Source organism: Hymenobacter sp. UYP22 (assembly GCF_040547285.1).
Taxonomy (GTDB): Bacteria; Bacteroidota; Bacteroidia; order Cytophagales; family Hymenobacteraceae; genus Hymenobacter.
Genome location: NZ_JBEPPK010000003.1, coordinates 502,999 through 520,553 on the forward strand (window position 1 = coordinate 502,999; position 17,555 = coordinate 520,553).

General features: G+C 62.1%; 9 protein-coding genes. 3 read left to right on the forward strand and 6 right to left on the reverse strand.

The genetic code is table 11. The annotated features are described in order from the left end of the window. Positions 1-682 precede the first annotated feature (682 nt). Positions 683-1,135 (forward strand): nucleoside deaminase, encoded by a 453-nt coding sequence (locus ABIB60_RS08395; RefSeq protein ID WP_354579111.1) that lies wholly within the window; start codon positions 683-685, stop codon positions 1,133-1,135. Positions 1,136-1,340: 205 nt separating this feature from the next. Next, complete coding sequence (locus ABIB60_RS08400) at positions 1,341-4,289, forward strand: heparinase II/III domain-containing protein (RefSeq protein WP_354579112.1); 2,949 nt, start codon at positions 1,341-1,343, stop codon at positions 4,287-4,289. A 23-nt stretch (positions 4,290-4,312) separates the two neighbouring features. Here the strand turns inward: ABIB60_RS08400 and ABIB60_RS08405 are convergent, their stop codons facing one another. Then, on the reverse strand, positions 4,313-4,624 hold the full coding sequence (locus ABIB60_RS08405) for a DUF6686 family protein (protein ID WP_354579113.1): 312 nt from the start codon (positions 4,622-4,624) through the stop codon (positions 4,313-4,315). A 245-nt stretch (positions 4,625-4,869) separates the two neighbouring features. Between ABIB60_RS08405 and ABIB60_RS08410 the strand changes: the two genes are divergently transcribed. Then, a complete protein-coding gene (locus ABIB60_RS08410; RefSeq protein WP_354579114.1) occupies positions 4,870-8,130 on the forward strand; it encodes an AsmA-like C-terminal region-containing protein in 3,261 nt (1,086 codons plus the stop codon). A gap of 20 nt (positions 8,131-8,150) precedes the next feature. On the opposite strand, the gene dgt is transcribed toward ABIB60_RS08410, so the two are convergent. From dgt to ABIB60_RS08435, 5 genes are all read right to left on the reverse strand, one after another. Beyond that, positions 8,151-9,575: a dGTP triphosphohydrolase gene (gene dgt, locus ABIB60_RS08415; protein ID WP_354579115.1), complete on the reverse strand. Its 1,425-nt coding sequence runs from the start codon at positions 9,573-9,575 to the stop codon at positions 8,151-8,153. A gap of 145 nt (positions 9,576-9,720) precedes the next feature. Next, the gene (locus tag ABIB60_RS08420) at positions 9,721-10,419 is read right to left on the reverse strand and encodes a DUF1361 domain-containing protein (protein ID WP_354579116.1); all 699 of its coding nucleotides are present in this window, start codon (positions 10,417-10,419) and stop codon (positions 9,721-9,723) included. Between the two features lie 419 nt (positions 10,420-10,838). After that, on the reverse strand, positions 10,839-11,480 hold the full coding sequence (locus tag ABIB60_RS08425) for a response regulator (protein ID WP_354579118.1): 642 nt from the start codon (positions 11,478-11,480) through the stop codon (positions 10,839-10,841). After that, entirely contained in the window at positions 11,477-16,987 is a 5,511-nt protein-coding gene (locus tag ABIB60_RS08430; protein WP_354579120.1) for a PAS domain-containing protein, read from the reverse strand. The genes ABIB60_RS08425 and ABIB60_RS08430 overlap by 4 nt, the downstream gene beginning before the upstream one ends. Positions 16,988-17,129: 142 nt before the next feature. Then, on the reverse strand, positions 17,130-17,447 hold the full coding sequence (locus ABIB60_RS08435) for a hypothetical protein (RefSeq protein WP_354579122.1): 318 nt from the start codon (positions 17,445-17,447) through the stop codon (positions 17,130-17,132). Positions 17,448-17,555: the final 108 nt, after the last annotated feature.

Sequence of the window (17,555 nt, forward strand, 5' to 3'; positions counted from 1 at the left end):
GAGCAGGTTTAGCGCTGTGGTTGATGTATTAGATTGCGCAGAAAGCCTGGGTTAACCGGGGGCAGCCCTTACTAAGGCAGATAGACTGTTGCAGCACAGTGCCCGGCACGCACTCGTGCGCATGTAACACAATGACACGTTAAAGAAACCAACCCGTTGATTGTAGGCAGGTGGATCATATCTTTTTAGCACACTCGCGTATCGAGCTGCCCGCACCGCGTAGTCTTCTGTAACTATAGCTTGGCATGCTGCAACCGAGTCCCAACCTGCTAGCAGTACGGCAACACGCCGTACAAGCACCATAACAACGTAGCTAGTTGATTATTAGCCATAAAAAAAGGCGCGGTAGTACCGCGCCCCTTTTCCACAACCAAAACACCTAAAAAACTATTCTTTCGATTTTGCCTTTCACAACTATCAGGCCAACTATTCAGCCCTCAGCACGTTGGGCTACCGAAAGAAAGCCTCTATAGTGTCTACACGATATAGAGTCGGATTGCGGGTGGTAAGGTTGCATGGGGCTACAAAAAAAGATCTGACGGAGGTGAGCATGCATTTGTCTGTGGTTCGGGCAAACCAAGCAAAAGCCGTATTTTGCGCAGTTTTTTGGCCTATAGGGCCTCAGTAGCTTTTCACTCAGCGTTGTTCCTCTGTTCTTATGGATGCTCCTAATCCAGAATTTATGCGCGAAGCAATTCGCCTTTCTATCGAAAAAATGCAAGCGGGCCACGGCGGACCATTTGGAGCTGTAGTTGTAAAGGATGGCCAAATCATTGCCCGGGGCTTTAACCAAGTCACCAGTACTAACGACCCCACCTGCCACGCCGAAGTAGATGCCATTCGGAAAGCCTGCTCGGAGTTGGGCACCTTTCAGCTGGATGGCTGCGACCTGTACACGAGCTGTGAGCCCTGCCCTATGTGCCTGGGTGCTATTTACTGGGCCCGGCCCCGGCGCGTATTCTACGGCAACACCAAGCAGGATGCCGCCGCCATCGGCTTCGATGACCAATTTATCTACGAGGAACTGGATAAGCCCTTGGCCCAACGCCACGTCCCAATGGTAGAATTGCTCCGCGAAGAAGCCTCGGCCGGCTTTCGGGCCTGGGAGCAAAAAGAAGGCCGCACCGACTATTAGACTTTAATAAGCTACCCTCAAAAGTCGACCTCTAACTTTTGGAATGCCCGCTCCGTTTTGAAAATTGGGCGGGCATTCTTTTTTTGCCCCATCCTGGCCTCAAACAAAGATTTTACTTAAAGAAACTCTTTTCACATTCCTGCTATTCTAAACCAAAGCCAATTGGCATAGAATATTGATTTTTGTATTAAAACAGGAATTTATTTTGAGCTTACGCATACACGTTGCCGCTTTCCTCCTTCTACTGTTTTCCGTTCCGGGGTGGGCTCAGGAGGGCGCCTGGTATCCAACTGGTGCCCGCACCGATTACCCACGCACTTTACTGACTTCTGAGGCTGTGCCAGCCGTGCGCGCCAGCCTGGAAGCTCCCACTGCCCGCGCCCTGTATCGGGGGGTGTATGCAAGCAGCTTCGGAGTTCCGCCCACTGATAATACCACTTCGAGCGGGCGGCGGGCCCGCGCTACCTTTGCCAAAAACGGGGCTTTTCTGCTGCTGATGGCCCGGCGGCCTTCCGCCGATTCGTTGGCTGAGTGGCCACTGGCCGAGCGCATAGCTTACCAGCGGCAGGTGCTGGACGCGCTTGAAACGCTGAATCCGGCGGTTGAGCCTTTCGCTTCCTTCGGCGGCACGACCTACACGGAGTGGCAATGGCGCTCCAAGGAGTTGATTGATTACCTGATTGCCTACGACTTGCTCCGGGGTAATCAGGTACCCCCGGAAACCTTGCAGACGGCCCGCCAGCGGCTGGTACAGTTTGCCGGCAATCTATATCGGGAGGCAAACAAGCCCTTTCTAGGCATTTACTTTTTCCGCCAGATCAAGAATAATCATGCCCTGATGACGGCCGCCGCCCTGGGTATGGCAGCGGTAGTATTGAATGACGCCACCAGCCCCGATGCCCACCTGCAGCCTGCCAACTGGAGCAACGCCGCCCTGTTTCACTTGGATAATGTATTGTGGATGGACGCCCAGCGGCAGTCGGATCCGGCGGCCGTGGCGGGCTACGCCGAGGGGCCATATTATTTCAAATATGCCTTCCTGAACTGTCTGCCGTTTATCCGGGCGTTGGGGCATTTTGCCCCTAAAGCCAGCTTCACCTGCGCTTACAACGGCACCACCCGCACCATTCCAAACCCGTACACCGACCCGCGCTACGCCCGCCTGTACCAGTGGGCCACCGATATTACCATGCCAGACGGTCGCCTTCCGGCGCTGGAGGATTCCTACGTGGATATGGCCATGCCCGAACTGGCCCTTACCGGACAGGCCCGCTTCACTCCAACGCTGGCTTTGTCGCGGCTGAGCCCTGGCCAGCTGAATAGCTTGCAAGCTCAACTGCGCGACGCCACCGTGGATATGCGCGCCGCTTACCTGGCCGCCCTGCCGGCCCCCACCGCCAGGGCGGCTTCGCCGCTTACGCACCTGCCGCAAAGCGGAAACCTTATTTTCCGCTCTGGGGCCGATTCACTGGCTACTTATTTCCATTTGTACGGCAAAAGTGGTTCAGCTCAGGATAACTCCGGTGGCCACAGCCAGGCCGATGTCAGCAGCTTTATTTTGCAGGCCCGGGGGCAGCTGCTGGCGTTGGATGCCGGCTACTTAAGTTATTCCCGCCGCAACGAGGTAGGCCAGGCTACCAATCATAACCTGGTGCTGGTGGATGGAGCCGGGCCGGTTATCGGGACGAGTGGGGCCGCCAACGATGCACCTGCCACTTTGCCCACGGCGTTTGCCACGCCCGGGCTGGTATTTGGGGAGGTCCAGACCTCGTACCGCAACGCCACTATCACGCGCAAGGCGCTATTTATCCGTAACAGCTACCTACTGCTGGCCGATTTTGCTGCTTCCATCAGCCCGCGTACGTATACCTGGCAGCTGCACGGCTACGGGCTGGATGGAGGGAATGATGCAACGGGTCTTTTTCAGGCTGATTTCGATAACCAGCAAGCTACCTGGACGAAAAACGGCGCGCAGCTGCTGGCTCACGTGGCTACGCCCGGCACGGGAGCCACGTTTAGCAAGACCAGCAGTGTGCATGAGTTAACGTACAACACCACCGAAAATCATACTGCGCTGCTGGTACACTCACCGGCGGTGACGCGCACTCAATTTCTGACGGCCTTATATCCTACTGCGGCAGTGGCAGCCACTACCCGCTTTGCCACCCGCAGCACCGCCACTACTGCTGCCCTGAGCGCCAGTAGCACCGGGTTTCAGGATGCAGCCTTTACCCAGGCCGATACCGTGCAGACCACACTTACCACCCTGCCAAAGCCGCTAACGGCCGACGCTCTACTCACCTTCCTGGCAATTGATTCGGTGGGACAGCCGGCGCAAATGTTCCTGGACCAAGGAACTGTGCTGCGCTACGGCCCCGATACGCTGGTGTACTCCCGGAAACGGGCAACGGTGAGCTGGCAGCTGCTGGGCCAGGGGCGCTATGCCGGCTACGTGAGCCGGGCTACCATTCTGGTAGTAGCTATGCCGGGTGCACCCGCCCAGGTACTAGGGGCCGGCATCAGCGGCTACAGCTACAATTCCCGCACCCACCGGCTCACCATTCGGCTCCATGCGGCCTCGGAGGTGGCCGTACAAACGGCCGCGCGGCCGTTGCCGGTTACACTGGTACGGTTTTCAGGTCGCCGGCTGGCCGCAGCGGCGGCGCTAAGCTGGCAGACGGCCGCGGAGGTAAACAACCAGGGGTTTGCGGTGCAGCGCAGCTCTGCCTCCAGCCCTGCTTTCAAAACCATCGGCCAGGTAGCTTCAGCGGGCAGCGGCCCGGCCAGTTATACCTTCACGGATGCAGCGCCCCCCACCGAAACGGCGTATTACCGCTTGCAGCAGCAGGATACGGATGGTACCACCGTATACTCCGGGGTAGTCGTTCTTGGCCCCGTAGCCAGCCCGGTCACGCTGGTGGCAGCACCCGTGCCAGCTACTACCGAGGTTCGCATTACAGCCAGTGGCTTGGGTTCCTCTGCCGTCACTCTGGAGCTATTTGACAGCCGGGGCCGCAGGCTGCAGCAACTACCGTGGCAGCCACTTACCGTACTGCCTACTGCTACGCTGCCGGCGGGAGTGTATTTTTTGCAGGCCGTGGATGCAAGGGGCAAGCTCATGGCACCTCCCGTTAAGCTTATGGTGGAGCACTAAACCGGTATAAAGTTCAGCCTCCTTTACTGCAGCAGCAGCTCCACTTCCAGCAGCAAGGCCGTGTTTTCCAGGATGTCGCGCAGCTGCGTGAGCTCAATCAGGGAGAATACCAGGGCCAGCCGGGGGGCGGGAGTGCGCAGGGCAATGTTGCGGGCGTCGGGGTCCTGGGTGCTGAGGCAATAGTGCTGCCAGGTCTCGTTCACGTAGCGGCGAAACTCCTGGAACTCATCGGCAGTGGCGGCCAGCGCTAAATTGCCAAAGCAAACGTGCAGATGCTGGGTGCGGGGGCAGCGCGCACAGTAGCCAAACTCATTGTGATGAAAGAACTGCGCCATTGGAGTACGAGGTTTGTTTACCCTGCAAGTATAGTTATTTAGAATTAATATAAATAGATGAAGGCGACCCGTTGTGTTTATTTTCACTTGACTTAAAGGATCAAAACTGGGCAATACACGTAGCTGGACAGTAGTAGCGCGCGGGTGCGGCTGCATAAAGCGGAGTTGCCTCCTGAACGGAGCCGGCCATGCAGTCCGTATCTTGCGTAGAACCAGTTATTCTACTCCTACCCAGCTCCGCCTGCATGAAATTGCCCGCTTTCCGCCGCGTATTTGCCCTGGCTCTGCTGGGGCTCCTACTGGTAGTAGGAACCGGCACCTGGCTGCTGGGCACGCGGTGGGGCCGCCAGCAGCTGGAGCACCTGATTCGGGAGCGGCTGGCCCGACAGTCGGACCTGGTGCTGGGGCCTATGCAGATTGACTTTTCCTTGTGGCGGGACTTCCCTCATGTTACCGCTTCCGTTGAGCATCTTTCCCTTACTGATACCTCCTTTCATCGCCGGGTAAACGTGCTGCGCATTGGCCGGGCCGATATTCGGTTGGAGCTGCGCCAGATTTGGCGGGGAGAGTTTCGGGTGCGCCACCTGACGGTGCGTGACGCCGAGTTTCGGCAGCTAACCGACTCGGCGGGCCACGACTGGGGCCTGCGCGGCAAAGGCCCCCGCCGCCAGCAGCCCTCGGCCCCCCCCGACTTTGACCTGGACTCGCTGGTGCTGGTGAATGTGCGCGTGACAGACCGTAATGAGTTGCACAACAGCGGCTTTGCGGCTCACGTGCACCAAGGCCGCCTGACGGTGCGCACCCGCCAGGGCCAGGCACAGGTGCGGGGCCGTTTGCGTGGACAGCTGGAGTACTTGCGCAGCAGCCGGGGCAACTTGTTTGAGCAGGAACCGGTGGTGGCCCGCATTCGCTACCAGTACAATTTCCGGCAGCGCGAGGGCACGTTTGCGCGTACCCAGGCCACACTCAATGGCGACACTGTACTGGTGAACGGTACGCACCGCGCCGCGGGCCGCAATGAGCCGCGCGGCACCCACCTCAACCTCACCTTTGCCGGCAACCAGCCCCTGTTGGAAATTCTGCATATGGCCTTGCCGCCGGGCCTGGAGCGTTACCTGCGCGGGGCCAGCAGCCCCAGCCACGCGCACATCAATTACTCCATCAGGGGGCTGAGCGGCCCTACTACCCGGCCCCGCACCGTGCTGCATTTTGCCATGCGCAACGCCCAGCTGCAGTGGGCCGACTCCGCGCGGCGCATTAACCGCTGGGACGCGCGGGGCGTGTTTGATAATGGTCCGGCGCACAATTCTCACACTACTTACCTCCGGTTCGACCAGTGCCGGCTGTACTCGGATGCCGGGCAGCTGGATGCGGCCATTACGGTGCGGGATTTTACCAAGCCGCACTTACAGGGCCACATTCAGGGAAAAACTGAGCTGCAGACGGTTGCGTCGGTGGTTATTCCAGAACTCTGGAAAGCCCGGGGCGGGCAAGCCTCTATTGACTTGCAGCTAAATGGTAATCTGCCCGACATTCCGGCCCGGGCTACCCGCCGCAGCCTGCTGGCCGACACCCTGCTGCCACCCATTGCGGCTCGGGGCACTGTGCGCCTGGAGCAAGCCGCGTTTGATATTCCGAGCCGGCGGGCTCGCATGACGGGGCTAAATGTGCTGGTACGACTGCAGGACAGCATGTGGCGGCTGGAAAACCTGGGCGGGCAACTCAACGGTATGCACGTGCAGGCCAACGCTACCACCCGCAACCTGCTGGCCTATTTCAGCGGGCAGCGCCCCATCACCACAGTAGAAGGCACCTTTGCGGTGGATGAGCTGCGCCTGCCCGAACTGCGCCGCTTACTGGCCGCGCCCGGTAGCAGCGCCACCCGCGCCCGGCGCAAACCCGCCCGCCCGCTTCGCCCCGGCTTCACCCGCAACCAGATGCTGGCCAGCAAAGTGCTGAATGTATTGCCCTCGGGCTTGCGCCTGAACGTGCACCTGCGCTGCGGACGCCTGGTAATAGCCACGGATACGCTGCGGGCACTAGCCGCCACCGTACTGCACGACGGCCGCCGGGTGCAGCTGCGCGACCTCCGGGCCCGTATGTGGGGCGGGCAGCTGCAGGGAGTGGTCAGCTGGCCCACCGATACGCTGAACCTGCAGCCGGTGGCCGCGCAACTATCGGCGCACTTTCCGGTGCTGGGCTACCAGCAACTACTGCGGCGCATTACCCGGCCCACCGCCCGCCCTACGCCCCGCCGCCACCCCGACCCCACCCTGCGCGACGTGCTACTGGCGGCCAACGGCGACGCCTCCATTACTATTGACCGCTTGGTACTGCCGGCCAACGATGAGCTGACCCAACTCCGGCTTCGGCTGAAGAAGACGGCCGGGAATTTCCAGATTCCGGCTTTCACATTCTGGACGGGAATGGGTGGGCGGGGCCGCATTAGTGCCCAGGCTCAGCTCAGCAGTGGCCAGCTGCAGCGGGCCACCGGCCAACTCGATTTACAGTACCAAACCCTGGATGTGCAAAGCCTGCTGCAACTGCTGGCGGCCCTCAGCACCCTGCCGGCCCCGGAGTCGGGGAAGGTAGACAAAGCCCGAACGCTCCGGCGGGAAACCCGGCCGGTTTCGCCCTTCCTGGATGGCACCATTACCGGACAAGTGCGCGTAGCGGCCGAGCACATGCGCTACGGCGCCCTACGTGGGCAAAATTTTAAGCTTTTGAGCCAGTTGAACGCCGGGCAGGCATTGGTAGAAAATTGCTCCCTGGATGCGTTTGGCGGCCATGTGCAACTGAAAGGGATTCTGCACACTGACTCCGGCACTACCAATCACCCCTTGCACGCGCAGGTACAGGTGCAGCAGGTGCAGCTGCCGGAAGTATTTGCGTTGGCCCAGCAGCTGGGTTTTGAGGTGCTGGGGCCGAGCAACATCCGGGGTACAATGCAGGCGGAAGTAGAAATGCGGACTTCCCTTGGGGCCACTTTTCTGCCGGAGCTCAGCAGCACGCAGGCCATCTTGCGGACTGATATTCATAGCCTGGAATTGCTGGAAGTAGATGCCCTGATGCAGGCCCTGCGGCTGTTTAGTTCGCGCCGGACCGGGCACCTGTACTTTGAGCCGGTGCAGCCCCGCTTCATCCTCGACCGGGGCCGCCTGCTGATTCCGAGCCTGAACCTGAGCAGTAACCTCACCGATATGCAGGTTACGGGCGAGTATCACCTGAACGGCCAGGCCAACTTGTACGTGGGCTTTAGTCCGCTGCAGGCTCTGTTAGGCAACAATCAGAAGCGCATAGCCCGCATCCGCAGCGGGGAGGCTACGCGCCGGGCTAGCAAGGGGTTGGTATTCGTGAATCTGACCCGCACGCCCGGCAACCCGCGCTACAAGGTGCGCCTGTTCAAGAAGAATGAGCAAGCTGAACAGCAGACCCAGCTCCTGCAGGAATACAAGCTGCTACTGCGCCGTCACCTGGCCGATACCTCCTCCTATATGCTGCAGTAAGTCAGCCGCTGGCGCACCGTTTAGCGACTAGCTGGCAAGGCAATGCCTCGGATGGAGCGGTACAGGCCCAACGCGTTCTGGTCGGTGAGGCCGCCGATGAAATCAGTTAGCAGCACGATTTGCTCGTAGGCCGTGGCCTCCTGCTGGGGCCCCACGGCCCGGAACTGCTCGGGCAGAAGCTGCACCAGCTTGCGGGAATGGGCACTGCCCTGGGGGTCGAAGGTGGCGTGCAGAAACGCATCCAGCAGTCCGGCCAGCACCTCAAACCCGGCGGCTTCGGTTTCCAGCACGGGGCGGCTGTGGTACAGATGCTTTTCGGTGAGGCGGTTCATTTCGGCCAGCTGGGGCCAACTTTCCAGTTGCTGCACCAAGGGCTCATCGTGCCAGCCCCGCAGCAAGCCGGCAGCCCGGTCGGCGAAGAGGCGGGCCGTTTGCTGCACCAGCCGGTTGATGAGGCGGGCGCGCAGGTAGCCCAGCTCCTCGCGCCAGTCGCGCCACTCCACCGAGGCCTGCCGGCCGGGCGTGTCGCTGAGGATGTCCCGCAGCAGGGCCAGTCCCTCCCGGCACGGTATCAACCCCAGCTTCAGCCCATCTTCAAAGTCGATGATGCGGTAGCACAGGTCGTCGGCGGCTTCCACCAGAAAGGCCAACGGGTGCCGGTAATACCCGCCGCTTTCCTCGCTGGGTTCCGCCGTTTTAGGCAGCAGCCCCAACTCCCGGGCTACTTCCTGAAACCGGGGCGCCTCAGTTTGAAAATAGCCGTGTTTCTTTTCACTGATACCGCTGGTTCGGTCGGCTTCGGGCACTAACGACGGGCGCGGATATTTCGTGAATGCCCCGAGCGTGGCGTAGGTGAGGCCTAGCCCGGCCGAGCCGCTGCTGTGGGCCGCGTAGGTATGCGTAAGCAGCCGAAACCCGGCGGCATTGCCCTCAAACTGCTGCAAATCGGCGCGCTGGGCGGCCGTAAGCATGCGCACGAACGGCTCAGCGGCGGCCGAGCGGAAATAGGCGGAAATAGCATCCTCGCCGGCGTGCCCAAAAGGTGGGTTGCCAATATCATGGGCTAAACAGGCCGCGGCCACAATGTCGCCGAAATCAGCATCCAGATGGGGCAGTTCCTGGGCTAGTCCCTCCGTTTCTTCCAGTAGCAGCCGGCCACCTAACCGGCCTAGGGAGCGGCCCACGCAAGCCGTTTCCAGCGAATGAGTAAGCCGGGTGTGCACAAAGTCGGTAGCGGGCAGGGGCATGATCTGGGTGCGGAGCTGCAGCCGCCGAAACGCCGAGCTGAACACCACCCGGTCGTAGTCCTGCACGAAGGCCCCACGCACGGGTGGGGCATCCGTTACAACGTGCAACTGGGGTTGCTCGGGGTAGCGGCGGCGGCTGAGCAGGCGAGGCCAGCTCATGGCCGAGGTAGCGGACGAATCGATTTGCAGGTGCATCATGGAGAAGGCAAGGTACTACGCTCCCTGCTTATTCGGGTAACCGGCCAGTACGGTTCGGGCAGTGCCTGGGGGCGGGCGGCGCGGGGGTGTAGACTACCGGTTTACCAGCCCGTTCGCCAAGTCAGGTCGGGCTTGGTTCATGCGGCTATTCTTCCGCGTTTGCCGCCTCATTCAGGCGGCCCAGCAGACGCACCGTGGCGTAGCCCAGCAGCAGAAACACGCCGTAGAGCAAGGTAACGCCCCAGGTGCTGCGGTGGCTGGCCGGGTGCAGCAGGCGGGTTACAATGTCATACCACAGGTTGGCCGGGTTGGTGAGAATATCCCAGCTGTTGAAGCGCAGGTAGCGGCCCAGGTAAATCCCGAAGCTACTGAGCAGCAGGGCAATCGTGGCAAACCCCCACCCCATCAGCTGGCCCAGGCGGCGCGTTACCAGCTGCTGCATATCTACCAGGGAGGCGTAGCCCAGCATCAGCCCGTTCCAGGCGCAGCTCAGTATCAGGGCCAGATCATACCAGTAGGGTACGCCGGCCCGGGGCTCCAGGTGAAACAAATCGGTGAGGATGTAGGGCGCATTGGGGAAGAACAGCAGCCACATGGCCCCCACCGGCAGCAGCACCCGCGCCTTGAGCCGCCCGGCCGAGAGGCCCAGCATAGTACTGAGCCCAAACGGAATAAGGGCCAGAAATAAATTCCAGAGCAGAAATACAAAGGAAATTTTGTGCGTCAGGAATACCCGGAACACCACCAGCACCACGCTCAGGGCCAAAGACGCCCCCAGAACAAGGAGCAGATGCAGGCGCTGCCGCAGTTGCGGCCCGGAATAGGTAGTAATGGATATAGTCATGGGAAGTAAGTTCGGAATTTTCAACGGCCGTGGTAACGCACAATCCGGCGCGGTAGTATCCGGCTGGTAGGGTGGAATATTTCGGAGCACCTGGCTGCTGCCTGTCACTGCGGCCGGGGCTGAGAATCTGCTCAAGCTTTACAGTTGATGCGTTGGCGCTTTCTTTCAGCAGCAGTCTATTTCCCAGGGGGACAACGCGGCCAGGCTAAAGCACAGGACGGGGGCAAGCACTCTTCAGCGGAAAAGCCAGAATCCTTGCGCAGGTTGGGCACGGCTGGCTCGACGGGTACTGCCCTGGTACTGGCGCGGCCGGCGCTAGGCTGCCTGGCTGGCGTAAGTTAGCCAAGGCATAGGGGCGTCAATCCAGAGCATAAGTTCGCCCTCGTTCAACTGCCCGGGAAAGCCCGCAGGAAGGCAGCTTAGGCTAGCCACCCCTTGCTAACGGCGGTTTTCACCAGGGCCGCCGTGTTTTTGGCCCCGGTTTTCTCCATGATGTTCTGGCGGTGCGTTTCCACGGTGCGGGGGCTGGTAAAGAGCTTGTCGGCAATCTGGGCGGTAGTCAGGCCATCGGCCACTAGGCGCAGGATTTCCTGCTCGCGGGCCGAGAGTCCACTTGTAGGCTTGGCCGGGAGCTCCGGCGTGCTCACCAGCACTTTGTCCAGCATACTCAGGCCCAGCTCGGAGCACAGAAACCGGCGGCCGGCGGCTACCGCCTGCACGCCTACAATTATTTCGTCGTGGCCCGCGTTTTTGAGCACGTAGCCGCTGGCCCCGGCCGCCAACGCCTGCCCGATGGCCCGCTCATTATCCACCATGGAGAGTACCAACACCCGCACATCGGGGTATTCGGCGTGCAGGCGGATGGTAGTGGCCAGCCCATCCAGCCCCGGCATGTGCAGGTCAAGCAGCACCACGTCGCAGGGGGTAGTGGGCAGCTGAGCAAGCAACTGCTCACCGTCTTCGGCCTCGCCTACCACCTGCATAGTAGCTTCCTGCTGAAAGAGGGCGCGCAGCCCGTGACGAAGTACGGTGTGGTCATCGACCAGGAATAGGCGGATCATACGGCAGGGCTAAGGGGAATACGAATACGAATACGGACGTACGCTCCCCCGGCAGACGGGGAGCCTATTTCGAACTGGCCCCCAAGCAAGGCCACCCGGTCGCGGATGCTGCGCAGGCCTAAGCCGGTTTTTTTGCTTGCGCCCGCCGCGAAGCCTGCCCCGTTATCTTCCATGCGCAGCAGCACCCAGCCGGGCATGGTTTCCAGCTCCAAGGTAGCCTCGGTGGCACCTTTGGCGTGCTTAAGGGTGTTCAGGGCCAGCTCCTGGGCTATGCGGTAGAGCGCCAGCTGCAGAGAGGGCGAAAGGGGAGCAACCGTTTCATCCAGGTCTACGAGGCTGCGCAGGTGCAGTTTCGGGGAGCTCATTTTGGTGCAGATATCCCGCAGGCCGGCGGCCAGCCCAAACTCTTCCAACACCAGCGACACCAGCTCGTGCGAGAGGGAGCGGGTCTGGCGAATAGCTTCGGCCAGGAGCTGGCCTGCTTCCTGCCGGACGGCTAGCAGCACAGGGTTGGTACCCAGGGCCGGGGCGTGCAGGCGGTCAAGGCACAGCTTGGTGGCGTACAAAATCTGGCCAATGCCGTTGTGCAAGCCCTCGGCAATGCGCTTGCGCTCGGCCTCCTGTGCCTCCTGCACAGCTTCGAACAGGGCCTGCTGCTGGCCCAAGCGCAGGCGCAGGTTGTCGGCTTCCAGGCGTTGCAACTCACTGATGTCCAGGCCTACGCCTAGTACCCGCTCGGGCTGGCCGGCCTCGTTGCGCAGCACCACGGCTTTCAGGCGCACGGTTTTTATCTGTTCGCCCACGCGCAGGCGGAGGGTCTGCTCCACATTTTTGCCAGTGGTCAACTGGCGCACCAGCTGTTCGGCGCGGGGTTGGTCTTCCTTTACTACCAGCTGCAGGTACACATCAGGGCTGATGGGCTGCCCCAGGGGCAGGTTCACGAGGTGGTACATCCCATCAGACCAGCGCATGTGGCCGGTGGCCAAGTCGTAGTCCCAGGAGCCCAGGCCGGCCACGGCCTCGGCCTGCTCCAGCAGACGCAGGTTTTTCAGGCGTTCCTGCTCGGCGGCTATGCGCTCCGTAATATCGAGATTAGTGGCCACTACGCCGTCACCCATTTTCACAAACTGGCACGTAAACCACCGGTTAAACCCCTCGTATTCGTAGAAATACTCCATGCTCTGGGGCTCCCCGGTAGCCAGCACTTGCAGCATCAGGTCGAAGATGCCCACCTGCCGGATGCCGGGGTACTCCTGGGCGTAGAGCTTGCCCACTAGGTCGGTGCGGCCGGTTTCGTGCTCCAGCTTTTTGTTGACGAGGGCCAGCCGGAAGTCCTGCACCTGCCCGGCTTCGTCGCGCACGGCGTAGAGCACCGACATGGCGATGAGGCTGGTATCGAGCACCGACTGCAGCAGGTCGCGGCTGGTTTGCAGCTGCTGGGTGCGCCGGGCCACGCGCTGCTCCAACTGGGTGTTGAGCTCGGCTAGCTGGGCCTCACTGGCGCGCAAGGCTTCTTCGGCCTGCTTGCGGGCTGAAATATCGTAGCTTACTACCAGCACCGCCTCGGGCTGGCCGCCGGCGCCCAGCAGCGGTACCCCGCGCGAAATAAACGTGTGGCCGTGGGCCGTGTGCTCCCACGAAAACCCCTGCCCGGCCAGCGCCTGCCGATAGTGAGCTTCGTACTGAGGTATCAGCTCGGGGGACATGGCCTCGGCCACAGTGCGACCCAGCAGGTCGGCGGGCGCGAAGCCGGCCACGTCGAGGGCTTCGCCGCCGGCCAACTGGTAGCGCAGGTCGGGGCCCACCACGAAGGCAGCCGCGCCGGGCAGGTTGGTAATCAGGGCGCGCAGGCGCTGCTCACTGGCGGCCAGGGCCTCTTCGGCGCGGGCGCGCTCTACGGCAGTCCAGGTACGCTCGGCTGTTTCTTCCAGCAGGTACAGCTCGTGCGGGGGCCAGGCGCGGGGTTGGCTGCTGTGGGCCACCAGATTAAGTACCCATTGCCCGTTTTTGATTAGCGGTACCGTCACGAAGGCCCGTACCTGGATGCCGGCGCAGATGGCTTTTTCCTCCGGGCTGAATGACGCATCCGTTTCGACATCGTAGACCACTTTGGTAACGCCTTGCTGCAAGGCCCGCACCGACTCGGTGAAGGGGCCCATGGGCTGCACCCCGCCGTACGCCGAAAAGCCCTCCCGGACGTAGATGGCCCGCACGGTGTAGGTGGTCACGTCGGGATTAATTTCGTTGTAGAGCAGGCGGTCGAGGCCTAGCTGCTCGGCCACGAAACGCAGCGCGGCCTGCTGAATGGCCAGCGGGTCGGCCAGCGGGCGCAGCAGGTCGCTGAGCTGCAACAGAAACTGCTGCTCCTGCTCGCGGCGCTTACGCTCGGTGATGTCGTCGAAAACGACGGCAATCTGCCGGCTCTCGGCGCCGCCGATGCGGGTGGCGAAGGCGGTGTACCAGCGGCCAACCGACGCGGTATAGTACTCCAGGCGCACTGCCTGGCCAGCCAGGGCCACCTCGGTGTAGGCGCTGAAGAGAGTGGGCTCAAACATCGGCGTTACGTCCCGTAGCGTTTGGCCCACGGCATCGTCGAGGCCGGTTTGCTGCTGCCACACCCGGTTGGTTTGCAGAATGCGAAAATCAGCCGGCCGGCCCTGGCCGTCAACCAGCAATTCAAGTACATTGAAGCCTTCGTCGATGGAATCGAACAGGGCACGGTATTTTTCTTCCGACTCACGCAGGCGTAGCTCGGCCAGCTTGCGGGCGTGAATGTCGGTGGCCGCCCCGTACCAGGCCGTAGCCTCGCCGTGCTCGTTGCGCAGCGCCCTCGCCTGCACCTGAAACCAGCGGTACTCACCCTGGGCCGAGCGGATGCGGTGCTCCTGGCGCAGAAGCTGGCCGCTGGTGAGGGCCTCGCGGTAGCGGCGGGCCGATTCGGCCCGGTCGTCGGGGTGAATGACATCCGTCCAGCCGTAGCCGGCGGCGCTTTCAGGCGTTTGGCCGGTGTAGTCGTACCACTGCTGGTTGTACCAGGTAGTGTCGCTGTCGTGGGTACTGCGCCAAAGCAGGTCGGGCACGAGGTTGGCCACGGTGCGGAACCGCTCTTCCGAGTTGCGCAGGGCGACTTCGGCGCGGGCGCGCTCGATGCGCGGGAAGACGCGGGCGGCCACGTCCTGTACCAGCGCCGTTTCGGCGGCCGTCCACGACCGGGGCCGGCTGTCGGCTAGGGCAAAGTAGGCCTTCCACTGCCCGGCCACGCTGTAGGGCACGGCAATGTAGGCCGCAATGTGCTGGGCCGCGGCGCCAGCTTTCAGCGCCAGGCCCGCTGCGCTGTCCGAAGGAATATCAGCCTGCACATCAGTCACCATGGCCGCCGCCCCGCCCCGCAGGCGAGCCACGGCAGCCGGCGACAAGAAGCCCGCCAGGGGATACGTACCTACGATGGCAGGAACGGTCTGCGCGTGCCAGAAGTGACGGATGGTTGCTTCCGCGCGCGCTTCGTTCACATCCACGTAGTGCCAGCAGGCGAGGTTCAGATGCTGCGTGAGATGCGCGCCGACGGCGGCCAGTATCTCTTCCTCGCCAATAAGTCGGTTCAGGTCTTCGCTGATGGTCACGAGCAGGGCCGCATTGGTTTCGCGGCGCTTGCGCTCGGTGATGTCGTTGAAGAGCACCGCTACTTGGTGCGCCTCCGGCGAACCCACCCGGAAGGCGTGCACATCGAACCAGCGGCCCACTGCCGGTACGTAGTGCTCCACGCGCAGGGGCTCGCCGGTGCGGGCCACCTGGCCGTAGCTCTCGAACCAGAACGGCTCCAAATCAGGCACCAACTCGCGGGCGGTGCGGCCCTGCGCGCCCTCGGGCATGCCCGACTCCCGCACAAACACTGGGTTCAGCTCCTGGTAGCGGAAGTCCACGGCCTGCCCACCAGCCTCATCAAAGAGCACCTCCAGCAACGCGAACCCCTGATTCATGCTGTGAAACAACGCCTGGTACTTGTCGGTGACGTGCTGCGCAAGCGCTTCCTTGAGCTGCAGAATCTGCTGCTGGGCCTGCTGGCGCTCGGTCACATCTTCCCAGGTGTGCACCAGCTGCTCACCGTCGAGCGGGGCGTTGGTAATGGCAAACCACACCCGCTGGCCCCGAAAATCGGTTTCCCGCAGGTAGCTGGTGCGCTGGCCCGTTTCCAGGACGTGGCGAAGCTGTTGTAGTTGCAGGCGGCCGTTTTCGCCGTGGTCAGTGAAGAGCCGGCCGGTAAAGTCCTCGCCCAGCATTTCCTGGCTGGCCCGGTTGATGTACTCGTGCACGAAGTCCACCACTTCGCCCGCCTCGTTGCGCACCGCCCGGTACACGGCCAAGCCAATGTGGGGTGCGTCGATGATGTCCTGGAGCAGGAGTTTACTTTCGCGCAACTCCTGCTCCAGGCGCTTGCGGGCGCTAATGTCGTGGGTGGTGGTAACCACGCCGTCATCCTGCTTCACAGTAGACTGATAGAACCAGCCGTCGAACTGCTCGTGCACGTAATGGCGCTCGGCTTGGTCGGGCACGCCGGTTGCCAGCACTCTTTTGAAGGTATCGAAGATGCCTTCGGCCACCACGCCGGGATTCAGCTCACAGAGGCGCCGACCAAGTACGTTGCCGTACACCTGCTCGGCCGCGGCGTTATTAAGCACCCAGACGAAATCCACTACCGCACCCTGCTCGTCGCGCACGGCCTCGAACACCTGCACCAAATCCAGGGAGCTGTCGATGGTGCGCTGCAGCAGCTGGTGGCTTTGGTGCAGCGCCTGCTCAGCCTGTACCCGCTCGGTCACGTCCTGCACCAGGCCGCGCAGCTGCACGGCGTTGCCAGCCGCATCGGTGCGCACTTCGCCGTGGGCCTCCAGGGTGCGCCACTGGCCGTCGGCGCGCCGGATGCGGCGGCGGTAGGTATAGGGCTGCCGGGTGCGCACGGCCTCGTCGAGTACCTGGCGCACGGTGGCCACATCGTCGGGGTGCGAGCGGGCATCAATACCTTCCAGCGTGACCTCAAATGCCCGGGGCACCTCGCCAAATAGCCGGTATAGTCCATCGGAAAAGTAGAAGCTACCGGTAGTCAGGTCGGCCTCGTAGGAGCCGGTGCTGGCCACGGCCTCCATGTCGAGCAGAAGCTCCAGGTTACGCTGCCGGTCGGTTTCGGCCTGATGGCGCAATGTGGCGTCTTCCCAGAACACCCACTGCTGTCCGGCCGGGGCCGGGCCGAGGCGCAAGCTTACCCATTGCTGCACATGAGGCAGCCACACATCGTGGGGGGCCGCCTCAGCGGATTTCAGCAACTGGTGCAGGGTGGCGGTTAGGGCCGACGGCAGCGCAACCTGGGTTAGCAAATTATTCAGCAGCGCCTCGGGTGCAGCCCCGCACCACTCGGCGGCCTGCTGGTTAACGCGCCGGATAACGTTGTGCTCATCCAGTACCAGTACCCCCCAGGGCAGCGCATCGAGCAGGGACGTGCAATCTGAGGGCACGCCCTGCGGGGATGAAGGGGGCGGAAGTGGAGGGGTGGGGTTCATGCCAAGCAAGCGGAATTACTGCCTCCGCTACCCAAGTGTACGACTCTTTTTCCGGCTCGGGCAAGCACCACAGCAGTAAGCTGAACCATAGCGAGCTTTATAGCAGCGCTGCCGCATCCTCCAGGGTGGGCACCACCTGCAATGGGGTTCCTATGCCAGCCAAGGTACCGCGCAGCTGCCGCTCCACCACGGCCGATACCTGGCAGAGCACCAGGCGGGCGCGGCGGCGTTGCAGGCGCTGCTGGCAGGCCCAGAGCAGCCATACGCCCGTGACCGACAGCGTATCGAGCAGGCAGCAGTCAACCCAAACGGCGGGTTTGCTGCTCCGGCAGGCCCGGGACAGGTGGGCGGCCAACTCAGCTTCGGCCGTGGGGGCCGCTGTGGGGGCCAGGGCTAGCAAGTAGCTGGCGGGCAAGAGTTCGTGGCAGATAACCATAGCAGTGAATCAGGGGAAACAAAATTCCCTACAAAGGTCCGGCAGAGAAACTACGTGGCTACCAGCATTTTCCCGTAAATCGACCGG